Raw genomic sequence first — 15,708 nt, 5'->3', positions numbered from 1 at the left:
GATTCCCTATCTGATGGTGTCAGTGAAACGACGTTCAGCCGATTGTAACGGTGTTGTCACCGATAAGAACGGTTTCACCGCGTAACAAACAAAGGATTTGTTACCGAATCTCCAGGCGTCACCCGCACTACCTCCGCCATCGTGGTCAGCCCTGCCTCGACTTTTTGCAGACCGGCCCTGCGCAGGCTGCACATGCCTTGTGCCACCGCCGCCTGGCGCAGGGCCTGTACGTCGGCGCCGGGCGTGATCAGCGCCTTGAGTGCTTCGTTCAACACCATGATTTCGTGAACGCCGGCTCGCCCCCGGTAACCGCTGTTGCGACATTCAACGCACCCGACCGCCTCGTGGACATCACCCTGCGCCTGCTTGCAGTGAGGGCACAGAACCCGCACCAATCGCTGCGCCATCACGCCCAGTAGCGTGGCCTTGATCAAATAATGAGCTATGCCCAGCTCCTGCAGCCGGCTGATAGCGCTGGGTGCATCGTTGGTATGCAGGGTCGACAGCACCAGGTGTCCGGTCAACGCGGCCTGGATCGCCATTTCGGCGGTCTCCTGGTCGCGGATTTCGCCGACCATGATGATGTCCGGGTCCTGGCGCAGCAGGGCGCGGATGCCCGCTGCAAAGGTCAGGTCGATATTGTGCTGCACTTGCATCTGGTTGAACGCCGGCTCGACCATCTCGACCGGGTCTTCTACCGTGCACAGGTTGACCTCGCGGGTCGCCAGGTGCCTGAGCGTGGTGTAGAGGGTGCTGGTCTTGCCCGAACCGGTAGGGCCGGTGACCAGGATGATGCCGGCGGTCTGGCTCGTCATGGCGTGCCAGCGCTGCTGGTCATCCACCGACAAACCCAACTGGTCAAAGCCCTTGAACAGCACCTGCGGGTCGAAAATCCGCATCACCAGTTTTTCGCCAAACGCCGTGGGCAGGGTGGAAAGGCGCAGTTCCACCTCCGCTCCCGCAGGGCTCTTGGTCTTGACTCGACCGTCCTGGGGCCTGCGCTTTTCCGCCACATTCATGCGGCCCAGGCTCTTGAGGCGGCTGACCACCGCCATCGTGACCTGGGGCGGAAACTGATAGACGTCATGCAGCAGCCCATCGATGCGAAAGCGTACGCGGCCCTGTTCACGGCACGGTTCAATGTGGATATCACTGGCACGCTGGCCGAAGGCGTACTGCAGCAACCAGTCGACGATGTTGACGATATGCGCGTCATTGGCATCCGGCTCCTGCTCGCTGGCACCGAGGTGGAGCCATTCGACATTGCCAGGCGCCGCGACCTTTTGATCGGCGCCGCTGACGGACTTCGTCAGCCGGTAGAACTCGCTGACACAGCGCGCAATGTCCTGAGGGTTGGCGACCACGCGCTTGATCGAGCGCTTGAGCACCTGCGCCAGCCCGGCTTCCCAACCGGTGACATAGGGCTGGGCGCTGGCAATGGTCACCGTCTGCGCGTCCACCGCCACCGCGAGGATGGCATGGCGTTGGGCGAACGCGTGGGACATCAGCGGGACCACCGCTGCCACATCGATCTTCAACGGATCGATACGCAGATAAGGTTGCCCGGCATGCTGGGCGAGCCACGCCGTCAGGGTTTCCAGGTCGGGGCCCTGGGCGGCGATGCTCTCCAGTGGATGTTGGGTATTGCTGGCCGGCAGCGCCGACAAGCGCTGCGCAATGTCGGGTGTGATCAGTCGCCCTTCGACCAAAGCCGGCAACAGCCGATGCAGTTCCAATCGTTGATCGACAGGCATGAAGGTTTTCCTGGGTCGCAATGGGTGTAGGTCCCAGGCTAGCCAGCCCCCGAATATTCTCCTCCCAGGGTGTATTGCAGGTTTTTACTGGGCGACGGCCACCACCGCCTGAGGCCCCGCCGCATCAGCCGACCACACGTCCAGCGCGCACACGCTGATCAGGTTTCGAATCTTTTCACCGATCACCTGGGCGCGGTGCCAGCTCAAGCCATCCATCACGATATCGATATTCAGCAGGCCACCTTCCCGGTTCACCGTGACCTGGCGCGGCGTGAGGAATTGCAGGGCGAAATAGTTGAGTACCCGGCACACCACATCCGGTTCCGCTTCGGCGACGATCTGGTAATGCGCCTGGCAATGGGCGCTGTTGACGGCCCACGCATCAACGCGGGTAGCTGGGTGGGTGGTTTCGACGGCGTGCATGCTGACTCTCCAGATTCGATTGAAGAAATTTTTGCATGCGCTCTGGGAGATTTCTTATCTAAGATGAGCCAGTTTTTCGACTAATCGAATCGTGTAATTCAAGAAAAGCACCATAGAAGGTATTTATATGCACAGCGAGCTGGATGTCTACGATCGCCGTATCCTGGCCCTGTTGCAAGAGGACGCCTCGCTTTCCAGCGCGCAGATCGCCGAACAGGTTGGCCTGTCCCAGTCGCCATGCTGGCGGCGAATCCAGCGGCTCAAGGAAGAGGGCGTGATTCGCGGCCAGGTCACCTTGCTGGATCGCAAGAAGATCGGCCTCAACACGCAGATTTTCGCCGAGGTGAAACTCAACGCCCACGGCCGCTCCAACTTCACCGAATTCACCGACGCGATTCGCGGCTTCCCGGAAGTGTTGGAGTGTTATGTGCTGATGGGATCGGTGGATTTTCTGCTGCGTATCGTCACCTCGGACATCGAGGCTTATGAGCGGTTTTTCTTTGAGAAGCTGTCGATGGTGCCGGGGATTCAGGAGGTCAATTCGATTGTGGCGTTGTCCGAGATCAAGTCCACGACCAGCCTGCCAGTATTGCGCTGACAGGGATGGCGTCATCGCGGGCAAGCCCGGCTCCCACATTGGATTGGGTTCACAGATTTCTATGTGTGAACCCAGTCAGTGTGGGAGCGGGCTTGCCCGCGAAAGCGTCCTTACAGGCGCAGCAAGGTCTTCCACGCCCGGTTCTGATACACCGCAATCGCCTGATGCATCCGCGCATCCAGCGACTCATCGGTGATCGGCTGGTTGGCCAGTTGTGCCAGCTTGTTCAGCTCGCCATACAGACGGTCGAGTTCCGGGATGTCCACCACCTGACGCGCATGGTGCAGCCAGGCCTGGATTCGCTCGATACGCGGCAGTTGCTCAGCCAGGTCTTCCGGCTGTTGCTGGTAGCGCGGCAGTTGCAGGGCGACGGCATCGTCGGCCAGCAGGCGCGGCAGCCAGTTGGTGATTTGCGCAGCGCCCTGGCGGTTGCCACGTACGTTGCGGTCGGCAGTCCAGGTGCGGGCCAGGAGCCAGCGCGAAGCGTTCAGTGAGAACAGGCCCCAGCGGACGTCGTCCAGTTCTTCGATGAACTGCTCCGGCGCCGCTTTGCGAATGTCTTCATCGTCGTCACCGGCTTGCACCAGTGGGCGCCAGTCTTCCAGCAGTGCATCCAGTGCGCTGCGCAGTTCGCTGGTGGATTGACGCGGTGCCGCCTGACCGAGGCTGCCGACCAGGGCACGCAGTTCGCCGAGGTTGTCGACCCAGTCTTGCAGCAGGCGCCAGTGGCCATTGAAACGGTATTGCTCGGCCAGGCGCTGGCTGCTGCCCAGCAGGTGCCACATGATCGCGGCGAAGGCATCGTCCAATGGCATTTCGGCGTGCAGCTGTGGCGCTGGCAAGCTCAGGGAATAGCTGCTGGCGTCGTACAAGCGGTAGCCACGCTCGGCTTTGCTGATGTCGCACGGCATCAGCGCCAGGGTGGCGGCCAGTTCGGCGGCCAGTTCCAGCAGCGCGGCCGGTTCACCTTCGCGCAGTTCCAGTTCCAGCTCGCAGATTTCTTCTTTCTGCTTGCCGACGACTACGTGGCCCAGGTCCAGGGCTGCTTCGATCACCACCTTGGCCTTGCCACGGCCCCAGGCGATTTCGGCGCGTTCACGCACGAAGTCGGTGGTGAAGATCGGCTTGAGGGTCTTTTTGTCCAGCTCGGCCAGTTGCTCGGGCCAGCATTCGCCGTCGAGCTTCTTCACGTCGAGCTTGGCTTTGGGCAGTTCCCAGTTGTATTCGTTACGTTCCGACAAGCCGGCGACACTCTGGCCGCGGGTCTTGAGGGTCTGGATGATGTCGTCACCGTCCTTGCGCAAGCGCAGGGCGACTTTGGCTTGGGCCAGGTCGCGTTCGGGGGTGTCGAAATACTGGTTCATCAACTCACGGCGTTCCCAGCCACTTTTGTTGCGTTTTTTCAGTAGCGGGTGCTCACGCAGCGCGGCGAGTGTTTCGCGGCTGACGCGGAGCTTGATTTCGGTTTCTTTCTGCATGGCCGGAAAATCCAGGATCGGGAGCGCAGCCGGGGAAAAGAGTGGCTGCCAAGGTCGTGCAGTGTACAGGACTGAGCCCGGCAACGTGCCGCAACGGTTTATTGTGTCGTGCAGATGGCTCTATAGTGAGGTTCATCCGGGAAGTTGAGAGACCGCGCATGCCGTTACCGTCCATGAAAGAGCAGTTCGCCGCATTGATCGCCGCGCCTTCGGTCAGTTGTACCCAAGCGTCTCTCGACCAGACCAACCGCCCAGTCATCGATTTGCTCGCCAGTTGGCTGGGGGACCTGGGTTTCGCCATCGATATCCAGCCAGTCAGCCCTGGCAAGTTCAACTTGCTGGCCAGCTTCGGCAGCGGTCCCGGTGGGCTGGTGTTGGCAGGCCATAGCGATACCGTCCCCTATGACGCCGCGCTGTGGAAGACCGATCCGCTCAAGCTGACGGAAGTCGACGGCCGCTGGGTAGGATTGGGCAGCTGCGACATGAAGGGCTTTTTCGCCCTGGCCATTGAAGCGGTGTTGCCGCTGCTGGATCAACCGTTCAAGCAGCCGCTGCTGATCCTCGCGACCTGCGACGAAGAAAGCTCCATGTCCGGCGCCCGCGCATTGGCCGAGGCGGGGCGCCCGCTGGGCCGTGCCGCGGTGATCGGCGAGCCGACCGGGCTCAAGCCGATCCGGCTGCATAAAGGTGTGATGATGGAGCGCATCGATATTCTGGGCCAAAGTGGCCATTCGTCGGACCCAAGCCTGGGACACAGCGCCCTCGAAGCCATGCATGACGCCATCGGTGAGCTGCGCGGCCTGCGCCTGGCCTGGCAGCGCGAGTACCGCAACCCGCAATTCAGTGTGCCGCAGCCAACCATGAACTTCGGCTGCATCCATGGCGGTGACAACCCGAACCGCATCTGCGGCCAGTGTTCCCTGGAGTTCGACCTGCGTCCTCTGCCGGGCATGGACCCGCAGGCGCTGCGCGATGCCATCCGCCAGAAGCTGCAGCCTTTGGCCGAGCGCCATCAGGTCAAGATTGACTACGCGCCACTGTTCCCCGAAGTGCCGCCCTTCGAGCAGCCGGAAGATGCCGAGTTGGTTCGGGTCGCGGAACGTTTGACTGGCCATCGTGCCGAAGCAGTAGCGTTCGGCACCGAAGCGCCTTATCTTCAGCGCCTTGGTTGTGAAACCCTGGTGCTCGGCCCCGGCGACATTGCCTGTGCCCACCAGCCGGGCGAGTACCTCGAAATGTCACGCTTGACGCCTACAGTGCGTCTATTGCGGGAACTGATCGAACATTACTGCCTGAAACCCGCATAAATTAACCCCTGCCTGTTCGTACATAGAAGGAGAGTGAGCGTGTCGCCAAGCCTGTTCCGACGATAACCATCAGCCCGCTGTGCGTTTTCACGACTCATCCTTTTTCGGCTGCTTTTTATTACAGGCCCAGGTTCAATGCCCGACTACGTTAATTGGCTTCGTCACGCTTCGCCCTACATCAACGCCCACCGGGACTGCACGTTTGTTGTGATGCTGCCCGGCGATGGTGTGGAACATCCCAACTTCGGCAATATCGTCCACGACCTGGTGCTGCTTCACAGCCTGGGCGTGCGGCTGGTACTGGTCCACGGTTCGCGCCCACAGATCGAGGCACGCCTTGAAGCGCGTGGCCTGACCCCGGCCTACCACGAAGGCTTGCGCATCACCGATGCCGCGACGCTGGAGTGTGTGATCGACGCGGTCGGTCACCTGCGTATCGCCATTGAAGCGCGCCTGTCCATGGACATGGCTTCGTCACCGATGCAGGGTTCGCGCCTGCGAGTCGCCAGTGGCAACCTGGTGACTGCGCGCCCTATCGGCGTATTGGAAGGTGTGGACTATCACCACACCGGTGAAGTGCGCCGCGTCGACCGCAAAGGCATCAACCGCCTGCTGGACGAGCGCTCTATCGTGTTGCTGTCGCCGCTGGGGTATTCACCGACCGGAGAGATCTTCAACCTGGCCTGCGAAGACGTCGCCACCCGTGCCGCCATCGACCTGGGCGCGGACAAGCTGCTGTTGTTCGGCGCAGAGATGGGCCTGATCGATGAAAATGGTCGCCTTGTGCGCGAACTGCGCCCCCAACAAGTGCCGGCTCATCTGCAACGCCTGGGCAGCAGCAACTACCAGGCCGAATTGCTGGATGCGGCCGCCGAGGCGTGCCGTGGCGGAGTAGGGCGCAGCCATATTGTCAGCTACGCCGAAGACGGCGCCCTGCTCACCGAACTGTTCACCCGCGACGGCGGCGGTACGCTGGTGGCTCAGGAGCAATTCGAACTGGTACGCGAAGCGGCGATTGAAGATGTCGGTGGTTTGCTCGACCTGATCAGCCCGCTGGAAGAGCAGGGCATCCTGGTGCGCCGTTCGCGGGAAGTACTGGAACGTGAGATCGAGCAGTTCAGCGTGGTGGAGCGCGAAGGCATGATCATCGCCTGCGCGGCGCTGTATCAGATCGCAGATTCGGACGCAGGTGAGCTGGCGTGCCTGGCGGTGAATCCGGAATACCGTCATGGCGCGCGGGGCGATGTGTTGTTGGAGCGCATCCAGGCCCGCGCTCGTGCGCAGGGGTTGAAGACTTTGTTTGTGCTCACCACCCGCACCGCCCACTGGTTCCGTGAGCGGGGGTTTGTGCCGAGCAGCGTGGATCGTCTGCCGTCGGCGCGGGCTTCGCTGTACAACTATCAGCGTAATTCGAAGATTTTCGAAAAAGCGCTGTAACCCCAATCCTGTAGGAACCCGGCTTGCCGGCGATGGCGATTTCAGGGACGCCATCGCCGGCAAGCCAGCTCCTACAGTGGGCGTTGTTCTAGGGCTTGACGAATTTGTCGGTCACATAGGCCGAATAGTCCGGCAGCACCGCCTCGACCTTGCCTTGCTCCTTCAAGAACTTCGCCGTCTCCCCAATCGCCTTCGCCGTGCCGCCTTTGAGCAGCGCGTCGGTTTGCTGTGCCTGGGCATCGGGGAACGTGGTGCCGGCCAACAGTTCAGGAATGTCGGCAGCATTTGAACCTGTCAATTTGGCGATTTTCTGTACCGGCTCGGAGTCCACCGTCCACTGGTCTTTATGGGCCGCATAGTCGGCAAACGAATCCAGCGTGACCTTGGAAAACTTGGCCACTACGTCAGGATGTTTTTCCGCAAAGTCCTTGCGCGCTACCCACACTTCGAACGTCGGCGCGCCCCACTGACCCACCTGGGCCGCGTCTGTCAGGGTCTTGCCGGTCTTGCGGATTTCGCCCAGGGCCGGTGACCACACGAATGCACCGTCGATATCGCCACGTTTCCACGCGGCGGCAATTTCGGCCGGTTGCAGGTTCACCACTTTGACTTGCTTGGTGTCCAGGCCCCAGTGCTTCAGCGCGCCCAGCAGGCTGTAATGAGAGGTTGAGACAAACGGTGTGGCGATGGTTTTGCCGATCAGATCCTGGGGGGTGTCAATGTGGCTGCCGTTACGCACCACCAATGCTTCAGAAGTATTGATCTGGGCCGATACGATGAACGCGACGATGGGGAGATTGCGCGAAGCCGCTGCGGCGAGGGGGCTGGAGCCGAGGTTGCCGATTTGCACGTCGCCGGAGGCGATGGCGGTGACGACTTCCGGCCCACTGTTGAACCGGCGCCAGGCGATTTTCTCGCCAATGGCTTTCTCATAGAGGCCGTCGGCCTGTGGGACTTTGCTGGGATCGATGCCGGTCTGGTAACCGACGGTTAAATCGGCCGCTTTGACACCAAAAGAAAGTATTAGTGACACAAAAACTGTAACAAATTGACGGGAGGATGTGCGTTTGGCCATGATGGCGTCGCCTTTTTGATCGTGGGTGACGTATGCAACAGTACGGCCACACTAAACGATCTAAAAAAGCGCCAACAAATACCCTTTAGGAATTAGCTTATGGAGCGGTTCGTCTACCCTGACTTGTCCGCGTCATGGAAAGCCTTATTCCCGAATCGTATGAAAAAGAATGAAACAATTCTTTTTGGGTGTATGAAAAACTCATTACCCTGCAGGGACCAAATCAACTGCGATTAGACGAAGGTAGTAGACATACAAGGTTACGATTGACTTGGTAGTCACTATCTGGCGCTAATCGCGCATCTGTGGATCGAGGGCGTCAGACCCGAGACCAAAGAAATACAAAAATTAGAAATGAGAGGAGCGGTACATGAAGAAGTCAACATTGGCGTTGGCCGTGGCTGTAGCTGCGATTGCCCAACAGGCAAACTCCGCCGGTTTCATCGAAGACAGCAAGGCAACACTGGGGCTGCGTAACTTTTACATCAACACCGATAACCGTGATGGCGCTGCAAAGCCGTCCAAGAACGAAGAGTGGGGCCAAGGCTTCGATCTGCGCTTCATTTCGGGCTATACCCAAGGCACCGTTCAGTTCGGCGTTGACGCAATCGGCCTGTACGGCGTGCGTCTCGATTCTGGCCGTGGCACCAGCGGTAACATCACCGGCACTTCGTCCGGCGGTACTGTGTTCCCGAGCGACGGCAACCGCGCGGTCAACGATTTCGCGAGCCTGGGCGTAACCGGTAAGGTCAAAATCTCCCAAACCGAACTGAAGCTGGGCACCCTGCAGCCTAAGCTGCCAGTTATCGTGACCAACGATGGTCGTATGCTGCCGCAAACCTTCCAGGGTGGCCAGATCACTACCAACGACATCAAGGATTTGACGCTGGTTGCCGGCCAGATCGAAAAAGCCAAGGGCCGTAACTCCAGCAACAACGAAAACCTGTCGATCGGCGGTGCCAACGGTGGCTCGAACTACAACGCTGGCAAGTTCTCGAACAAGTTCTACTACGCTGGTGGTGACTACAAACTGACCAAAGACCTGACTGCCCAGTACTACTACGGCAATCTGGAAGACTTCTACAAGCAGCACTTCCTGGGTCTGACCCACAACTGGGCAATCGGCCCGGGCGTATTGAAGTCTGACCTGCGTTATTTCAACAGCTCTGACGACGGTAAGAACAGCGACACCGCTGCTTACTTCTCCAGCGGTAACTACAACAATTTCAACGCCGGTAAAGGCAAGGTCGACAACAACCTGTACAGCGGCTTGTTCCTGTACACCGTTGGCGGTCACACCTTCGGTGGTGGTTACCAAGTCAGCAATGGCAGCAGCGACTTCCCTTGGTTGAACCAGGGTGATGGCTCGTCGGCTTACATCACGACCGACATGCAAATCCAGAAGTTCGCCCGTGCCGGCGAGCGCACCTGGCAAGCACGTTACGCCTACGACTTCGCCAAGGTTGGCGTACCTGGCCTGACGGCCGGTGTTGTCTACCTCAAGGGTACCGACATCGACACCATCGCCAACAACGCTGGTCGTGCTGAAACCACCGGCCAGTCCGAGTGGGAACGCGACATCACCGTTGCCTACGTGATTCCAGAAGGCCCGCTGAAAAACCTCGGCTTCGCCTGGAAAAACGCTATGTGGCGTACCGATCTGGCGAACACCCGTTCCCAGGACGAAAACCGTCTGATCGTCAGCTACTCGCTGCCACTGTTCTAGTAGCGTGAAGCGGTTGTAAGTGTGTAAAGCCTTGCCCGGCGCGACGCCGGGCAAGGTGTCTTGCTTTCAAGTCGGGCCAAACCCCCGCAAGCCCTTCCTGAACCCCTCTGTGTACAGCGTCTCAAGGCCTTCTCGAACCTTGGAAGCGATGTTGCTCCTCGCCTTTGTCCGCGTCCAATGAACAGATTTTTAATATTCCTTTATCGTCTAGATAAATCGATATTTATTCTTTTTAAATAATCCACAATGCATGCACAGTGGGCTCCATAAGCACTCACCAGGAGCCACACCATGAGCCTAAGACTGGGCGATATCGCCCCCGACTTCGAACAGGATTCCAGCGCCGGCAAGATTCGTTTCCACGAATGGCTGGGCGATAGCTGGGGTGTGTTGTTTTCCCACCCGGCGGACTTCACCCCGGTGTGCACCACCGAGCTGGGCTTCACTGCCAAGCTCAAGGACGAATTCGCCAAGCGTGGCGTCAAGGCCATCGCACTGTCGGTAGACCCGGTGGACTCGCACCACAAGTGGATCGAAGACATCAATGAAACCCAGAACACCCTCGTCAACTTCCCGATCCTGGCCGACGCCGATCGCAAGGTGTCTGACCTGTATGACCTGATCCACCCCAACGCCAGTGACACCCTCACCGTGCGTTCCTTGTTTGTGATCGACCCGAACAAGAAGATCCGCCTGACCATCACCTACCCGGCCAGCACCGGGCGCAACTTTCACGAAATCCTGCGGGTCATCGACTCGCTGCAGTTGACCGATAACTACAAGGTCGCCACGCCCGCCAACTGGCAGGACGGTGACGAGGTGGTGATCGTGCCGTCGCTCAAGGATGAGGACGAGATCAAGAAACGCTTTCCGAAGGGTTACCGGGCGGTGAAGCCGTACCTGCGGCTCACCCCTCAGCCCAACCGTTGATGCTGATGTCGCTATCGCCGGCAAGCCGGCTCCTACAGGTGATCACATTCCAATTGTAGGAGCCGGCTTGCCGGCGATGGCGATAGTTCTGACGAATCACATAGCAGGGGTTTTCAGGCCGTTTTCACGGCCTTTTTTTTCGCCTGGGATTTGATCGCTCTCATATGCATTTAAAGAATAAACACATGAAAAAATAAGATTTAAAGATATATAAATCTGCTGATAAGGTCTGTTCCATCTTGGCGCCATCGCCACACAGCGAACCGCCGACACCTGCTCAAGGAATTCCTGCATGTTGGTCGTAACACTTGGAGGCAGTCCCAGCCAGCGTTCCCGCTCCGGGGTGTTGCTGGATAAAACCCGTCAGTGGTTGCAAGACAAAGGCGTAGAAGTGGTGAGTTACCAGATACGGGACTTCCCGGCGGAGGACTTGCTGCACGCGCGCTTCGACAGCCCCAAGGTCATCGACCTGCTGCAACAAGTGGCTAACGCCGATGGCCTGGTGATCGCCACGCCGGTGTACAAGGCGTCGTTCTCCGGCGCGCTGAAGACAGTGCTGGACCTGCTGCCCGAGCGCGCCCTGGCCCACAAGATCGTGTTGCCGATGGCGACCGGCGGCAGCATCGCCCACATGCTGGCGGTGGACTACGCCTTGAAGCCGGTGCTGTCGGCGCTCAAAGCCCAGGAATTGCTGCACGGCATCTTTGCCGAAGACAGCCAGATCGCTTACGGCGAAGGCAGCGCCCAGGCACAACTGGTGCCGGTGCTCGAACACCGTCTGCACGAGGCCCTGGAAACGCTTTACGGCGCCATGGCCCGTCGCCCGAAACCGCTGGACCCTCATGTGTTGAATGAACGTTTGTTGAGTGCTCGCTGGAGCATCTGAGCCTTACCGGATTTTGTAGTACTCACCTTACTCAGCCGCCAACGGCCAAGCAGGTGCAGCCAACCCCCTCATCGCATTATTTGGAGAGAGCGCCATGCGCACTGTCATCTTGCGTCGTGGTCTGGTCGCACTGTTTGCTGCGGCTGTGTCCTTCGGCGCCATAGTTCAAGCTCAAGCCGCCGAGACCCTGCGTATCGGTTATCAGAAGTACGGCACGCTGGTGCTGCTCAAGGCCAAGGGCACCCTGGAAAAACGCCTGGCGGCCCAGGGCGTCAACGTCCAATGGACCGAGTTCCCTGGCGGCCCGCAACTGCTTGAAGGCCTGAACGTCGGTTCCATCGACTTCGGCGTGACCGGCGAAACTCCACCGGTCTTCGCCCAGGCAGCCGGTGCCGATCTGGTCTACGTAGCCTACGAGCCGCCAGCGCCGACCAGCGAAGCGATCCTGGTGCCGAAAGATTCGTCGATCAAGTCCGTGGCCGAACTCAAGGGCAAGAAAGTCGTGCTCAACAAAGGTTCCAACGTGCACTACCTGCTGGTGCGTGCCCTGGAGGATGCCGGCCTGAAATACACCGACGTGCAGACCGTGTTCCTGCCGCCTGCCGACGCCCGTGCCGCCTTCGAGCGTGGCAGCGTGGACGCCTGGGTAATCTGGGACCCGTACCAGGCCGCTGCCGAGAAACAACTGCAAGCCCGCACCCTGCGTGACGGTACCGGCATCGCCGACAACCACCAGTTCTACCTGGCGACCAAGCCTTACGCCGAAAAACACCCTGAAGTGGTCAAGGCCCTGATCGAAGAAGTGCGCGCCGTGGGCGAATGGTCCAAGGCCAACCCACAGGAAGTGACCGAACAAGTGGCTCCGCTGTTGGGCCTGCCGACAGACATCACCCTGACCTCGGTGAAACGCCAGGGCTACGGCGCACTGTTCCTGACCCCTGAAGTGGTCGCCGCCCAGCAGAAGATTGCCGACAGCTTCTACCAACTCAAATTGATCCCCAAACCCTTGAACATCAAGGACGTGATCTGGACGCCACCTGCCGCCGTGGCCAAAGCGCCGTAATCCGACTTCTTCAGGAGACAACTCCATGAGCCTCAATATTTTCTGGTTCCTGCCTACCCACGGCGACGGCCATTACCTTGGCACCGCCGAAGGCGCTCGCGCCGTTGATCACGGTTATCTGCAGCAAGTGGCCCAGGCCGCTGACCGCCTGGGTTTCGGCGGGGTGCTGATCCCTACCGGACGCTCCTGCGAAGATTCGTGGCTGGTGGCGGCTTCGCTGATCCCCGTGACCCAGCGCTTGAAATTCCTTGTCGCGCTGCGCCCCGGGATCATTTCCCCGACAGTGGCTGCGCGTCAGGCCGCGACCCTGGACCGACTGTCCGGTGGCCGTGCGTTGTTCAACCTGGTGACTGGCGGTGACCCGGAAGAATTGGCCGGCGATGGCTTGTTCCTCAGCCACGAAGAGCGCTACCAGGCCTCGGTGGAATTCACCCGCATCTGGCGTCGTGTGCTGGAAGGCGAAACCGTGGATTACGACGGCGAACACATCAGTGTCAAAGGCGCCAAGCTGCTTTACCCGCCGATCCAGCAACCGCGTCCGCCGCTGTACTTTGGTGGCTCTTCCGAAGCGGCCCAGGACCTGGCAGCCGAACAGGTAGAAATGGTGCTGACCTGGGGCGAGCCGCCAGCGGCTGTCGCGGAAAAAATCGAACAGGTACGGGCCAAGGCCGCGAAGCTGGGTCGCACCGTGCGCTTCGGCATTCGCCTGCATGTGATCGTGCGTGAAACCAACGAAGAGGCGTGGAAAGCCGCCGACAAACTGATCTCTCACCTGGACGACGACACCATCGCCCGTGCCCAGGCCTCCCTGGCGCGTTTCGATTCCGTCGGCCAGCAACGCATGGCGGCCTTGCATGGTGGCAACCGCGACAACCTCGAAGTCAGCCCCAACCTGTGGGCCGGCGTCGGCCTGGTGCGTGGCGGTGCGGGCACCGCGCTGGTGGGCGATGGCCCCACCGTGGCGGAACGCGTGAAGGAATACGCAGCGCTGGGCATCGACACGTTTATCTTCTCCGGTTATCCACACCTGGAAGAGTCGTATCGTGTCGCTGAGCTGCTGTTCCCCCACCTGGATATCGAACGTCCCGAGCTGCCGAAAAGCGCCGGCTACGTGAGCCCGTTCGGCGAAATGGTCGCCAACGACATCCTTCCCAAAGCTGCGTCACAGAGCTGAGGCAGCGCCATGAACTATGAAAAACTGAGCCACCGTGTGGCGCCCTGGGTACTGCCGATTCTATTGCTGGCGGTGTGGCAGTTGTCGGTGTCGGCGGGCTGGTTGTCGACCCGTATCCTGCCGGCTCCCAGCGCCGTGATTGAAGCCGGCGTCAACCTGGTCGCCAGCGGCGAAATCTGGACCCACCTGGCCATCAGCGGCTGGCGTGCCGGCCTGGGCTTCCTGATCGGCGGCAGCATCGGCCTGGCCCTGGGCTTTATCACCGGCTTGTCGAAGTGGGGCGAGCGCCTGCTGGACAGCTCGGTGCAGATGATCCGTAACGTGCCGCATTTGGCGCTGATCCCGCTGGTGATCCTGTGGTTCGGCATTGACGAAACCGCGAAGATTTTCCTGGTCGCCCTTGGCACGCTGTTCCCGATCTACCTCAACACCTATCACGGCATTCGCAACGTCGACCCGGCGCTGGTGGAAATGTCCCGCAGCTATGGCTTGTCCGGGTTCAGCCTGTTCCGCCAGGTGATCCTGCCGGGCGCGCTGCCGTCGATCCTGGTGGGCGTGCGCTTTGCCTTGGGCTTCATGTGGCTGACGCTGATCGTGGCGGAAACCATCTCCGCCAGCTCGGGCATTGGCTACCTGGCGATGAACGCCCGTGAATTCCTGCAAACCGACGTGGTGGTATTGGCCATCGTCATGTACGCCATCCTCGGCAAGCTTGCTGACCTGGCCGCTCGCGGCCTGGAGCGTGTGTGGCTGCGTTGGCACCCGGCGTATCAAGTGCATAAGGGAGGTGCGGCATGACAGCTCAACAACCCCCGCGCCTGCTCAAGGGCATTCCCCTCGCAGTACGCAAGTTGCGCAAGGCCTTTGGCGCACGCGAAGTGCTCAAGGAAATCGACCTGCATATCCCCGCCGGCCAATTCGTCGCGGTGGTCGGTCGCAGTGGTTGCGGTAAAAGTACCTTGCTACGCCTGCTGGCCGGCCTGGACAAAGCCAGCGGCGGTGAGCTGCTGGCCGGTTCTGCACCGCTGAGCGAAGCGATTGAAGACACGCGGCTGATGTTCCAGGAAGCGCGCTTGCTGCCGTGGAAAAAGATCATCGACAACGTCGGCCTGGGCCTTAAAGGCAACTGGCGCCCCAAAGCGTTGGAAGCCCTGGAAGCGGTCGGCCTGGCTGAGCGTGCCAATGAATGGCCGGCGGCGCTGTCCGGTGGGCAGAAGCAACGCGTGGCCCTGGCCCGTGCGCTGATCCACCAACCGCGCTTGCTGCTGCTGGATGAGCCGTTGGGCGCACTGGATGCCCTGACCCGCATCGAGATGCAGCAACTGATCGAAAACCTGTGGCAGAAGCACGGCTTCACCGTGTTGCTGGTAACCCACGATGTCAGCGAAGCCGTGGCGATTGCCGACCGCGTCATCCTGATCGAAGACGGCGAAATCGGCCTCGACCTGATCGTCGACCTGCCGCGCCCACGCGCCCGGGGCTCACATCGCCTGGCCGCGCTGGAAGCCGAAGTGCTCAACCGTGTGCTGTCGTTGCCCGGCACACCGCCGGAACCCGAACCTGTTTCACCGCTGCCTACGCAATTGCGTTGGGCTCAATAACTCACTTGTCCCATGAAGGAAGAACAACATGACTATTAAAGCCATCAACGTGCGTAACCAGTTCAAAGGCACCATCAAGGAAATCGTCGAAGGCGACGTGCTGTCGGAAATCGATGTGCAGACTGCATCCGGTATCGTCACGTCCGTGATCACCACCCGTTCGGTCAAAGAGCTGGAACTGGTGATTGGCAGCGAAGTGATTGCCTTCGTGAAGTCCACCGAGGTGTCGATCGCCAAGTTGTGATTGCACAAGCCG

At 60.2% G+C, this 15,708-nt stretch carries 16 protein-coding genes; 11 read left to right on the top strand and 5 right to left on the bottom strand.

The window, feature by feature from the left end:
* Positions 1–74: 74 nt before the first annotated feature.
* A complete protein-coding gene (locus BM70_RS0118675; protein WP_025857387.1) occupies positions 75–1,754 on the bottom strand; it encodes a GspE/PulE family protein in 1,680 nt (559 codons plus the stop codon).
* Between the two features lie 84 nt (positions 1,755–1,838).
* Positions 1,839–2,177 (bottom strand): hypothetical protein, encoded by a 339-nt coding sequence (locus tag BM70_RS0118670; protein WP_025857386.1) that lies wholly within the window; start codon positions 2,175–2,177, stop codon positions 1,839–1,841.
* Positions 2,178–2,304: 127 nt separating this feature from the next.
* On the opposite strand from BM70_RS0118670, the gene BM70_RS0118665 reads away from it, so the two are divergent.
* Positions 2,305–2,775, top strand: coding sequence for an Lrp/AsnC family transcriptional regulator (locus BM70_RS0118665; RefSeq protein WP_025857385.1), 471 nt, complete (start codon positions 2,305–2,307; stop codon positions 2,773–2,775).
* A gap of 110 nt (positions 2,776–2,885) precedes the next feature.
* On the opposite strand, the gene BM70_RS0118660 is transcribed toward BM70_RS0118665, so the two are convergent.
* Entirely contained in the window at positions 2,886–4,253 is a 1,368-nt protein-coding gene (locus BM70_RS0118660) for an inorganic triphosphatase (RefSeq protein WP_025857384.1), read from the bottom strand.
* A gap of 158 nt (positions 4,254–4,411) precedes the next feature.
* On the opposite strand from BM70_RS0118660, the gene argE reads away from it, so the two are divergent.
* Both argE and argA read left to right on the top strand, forming a co-directional pair.
* Complete coding sequence (gene argE, locus BM70_RS0118655) at positions 4,412–5,560, top strand: acetylornithine deacetylase (protein WP_025857383.1); 1,149 nt, start codon at positions 4,412–4,414, stop codon at positions 5,558–5,560.
* A 135-nt stretch (positions 5,561–5,695) separates the two neighbouring features.
* A complete protein-coding gene (gene argA, locus BM70_RS0118650; protein ID WP_025857382.1) occupies positions 5,696–6,997 on the top strand; it encodes an amino-acid N-acetyltransferase in 1,302 nt (433 codons plus the stop codon).
* A gap of 88 nt (positions 6,998–7,085) precedes the next feature.
* On the opposite strand, the gene tauA is transcribed toward argA, so the two are convergent.
* Positions 7,086–8,072, bottom strand: coding sequence for a taurine ABC transporter substrate-binding protein (gene tauA, locus BM70_RS0118645; protein ID WP_025857381.1), 987 nt, complete (start codon positions 8,070–8,072; stop codon positions 7,086–7,088).
* 370 nt (positions 8,073–8,442) lie between these two features.
* On the opposite strand from tauA, the gene BM70_RS0118640 reads away from it, so the two are divergent.
* Positions 8,443–9,798, top strand: coding sequence for an OprD family porin (locus BM70_RS0118640; protein WP_025857380.1), 1,356 nt, complete (start codon positions 8,443–8,445; stop codon positions 9,796–9,798).
* Positions 9,799–10,089: 291 nt separating this feature from the next.
* A complete protein-coding gene (locus BM70_RS0118635) occupies positions 10,090–10,728 on the top strand; it encodes a peroxiredoxin (protein ID WP_025857379.1) in 639 nt (212 codons plus the stop codon).
* A 96-nt stretch (positions 10,729–10,824) separates the two neighbouring features.
* Here the strand turns inward: BM70_RS0118635 and BM70_RS33135 are convergent, their stop codons facing one another.
* Positions 10,825–11,022, bottom strand: a complete 198-nt coding sequence (locus BM70_RS33135) for a hypothetical protein (protein ID WP_155952172.1) — start codon at positions 11,020–11,022, stop codon at positions 10,825–10,827.
* Here BM70_RS33135 and ssuE point away from each other — a divergent pair.
* The 6 genes from ssuE (at position 11,021) to BM70_RS0118605 (ending at position 15,696) form a co-directional block, all read left to right on the top strand.
* Positions 11,021–11,614 carry an NADPH-dependent FMN reductase gene (gene ssuE / locus BM70_RS0118630; RefSeq protein ID WP_015886424.1) on the top strand — a complete coding sequence of 198 codons (594 nt, stop codon included), beginning with the start codon at positions 11,021–11,023 and terminating at the stop codon, positions 11,612–11,614. The two genes, BM70_RS33135 and ssuE, sit on opposite strands and share 2 nt — an antisense overlap.
* Before the next feature lie 94 nt (positions 11,615–11,708).
* Positions 11,709–12,677, top strand: coding sequence for a sulfonate ABC transporter substrate-binding protein (locus tag BM70_RS0118625; protein ID WP_025857378.1), 969 nt, complete (start codon positions 11,709–11,711; stop codon positions 12,675–12,677).
* 25 nt (positions 12,678–12,702) lie between these two features.
* Positions 12,703–13,851: an FMNH2-dependent alkanesulfonate monooxygenase gene (gene ssuD / locus BM70_RS0118620; protein WP_025857377.1), complete on the top strand. Its 1,149-nt coding sequence runs from the start codon at positions 12,703–12,705 to the stop codon at positions 13,849–13,851.
* A 9-nt stretch (positions 13,852–13,860) separates the two neighbouring features.
* Positions 13,861–14,649, top strand: coding sequence for an aliphatic sulfonate ABC transporter permease SsuC (gene ssuC, locus BM70_RS0118615; protein WP_025857376.1), 789 nt, complete (start codon positions 13,861–13,863; stop codon positions 14,647–14,649).
* Positions 14,646–15,452 carry an aliphatic sulfonates ABC transporter ATP-binding protein gene (gene ssuB / locus BM70_RS0118610; RefSeq protein WP_025857375.1) on the top strand — a complete coding sequence of 269 codons (807 nt, stop codon included), beginning with the start codon at positions 14,646–14,648 and terminating at the stop codon, positions 15,450–15,452. Before ssuC ends, ssuB begins: the two co-directional genes overlap by 4 nt.
* A gap of 28 nt (positions 15,453–15,480) precedes the next feature.
* Positions 15,481–15,696: a molybdopterin-binding protein gene (locus BM70_RS0118605; RefSeq protein ID WP_003213899.1), complete on the top strand. Its 216-nt coding sequence runs from the start codon at positions 15,481–15,483 to the stop codon at positions 15,694–15,696.
* The last annotated feature ends 12 nt before the right edge of the window (positions 15,697–15,708 follow it).

The organism is Pseudomonas sp. CHM02, assembly GCF_000612585.1.
Taxonomy (GTDB): domain Bacteria; phylum Pseudomonadota; class Gammaproteobacteria; order Pseudomonadales; family Pseudomonadaceae; genus Aquipseudomonas.
Note: the sequence above shows the minus strand (reverse complement) of the source record. Positions and strands in the feature narration are given on the sequence as shown.